This is a genomic window from Rhizobium sp. IY2 (assembly GCF_047532935.1).
GTDB lineage: Bacteria > Pseudomonadota > Alphaproteobacteria > Rhizobiales > Rhizobiaceae > Rhizobium > Rhizobium anhuiense.
The window spans coordinates 1-223 of the sequence record NZ_JBLKNU010000063.1 but is presented as its reverse complement, the minus strand read 5'-3'; the positions used below and the strand labels follow the sequence as shown (position 1 = coordinate 223).

The 223-nt window shown below is 59.2% G+C and carries 1 protein-coding gene; it reads left to right on the top strand.

Features of this window, described 5'->3' with window-relative positions:
• Positions 1 to 223 (top strand): aminotransferase class I/II-fold pyridoxal phosphate-dependent enzyme (locus ACMUVN_RS33400; protein WP_414816069.1); only part of this gene is annotated, 223 nt, incomplete at both ends.

Below are 223 nucleotides of genomic sequence, written 5' to 3'. Positions count from 1 at the left end.
GAATATTTCTGGCACCAACCACCATCACGTCATGCTCGAGCGTGAGCTTGCCGATCTGCACGGCAAGGAAGCGGCGCTGATCTTCACGTCGGGCTATGTGTCCAACTGGGCGGCGCTTGGCACGCTCGGTGCGAAGATCCCCGGCCTGATCATCTTCTCCGATGCGCTGAACCATGCCTCGATGATCGAGGGCATCCGCTACGCCAAATGCGACAAGGTGATC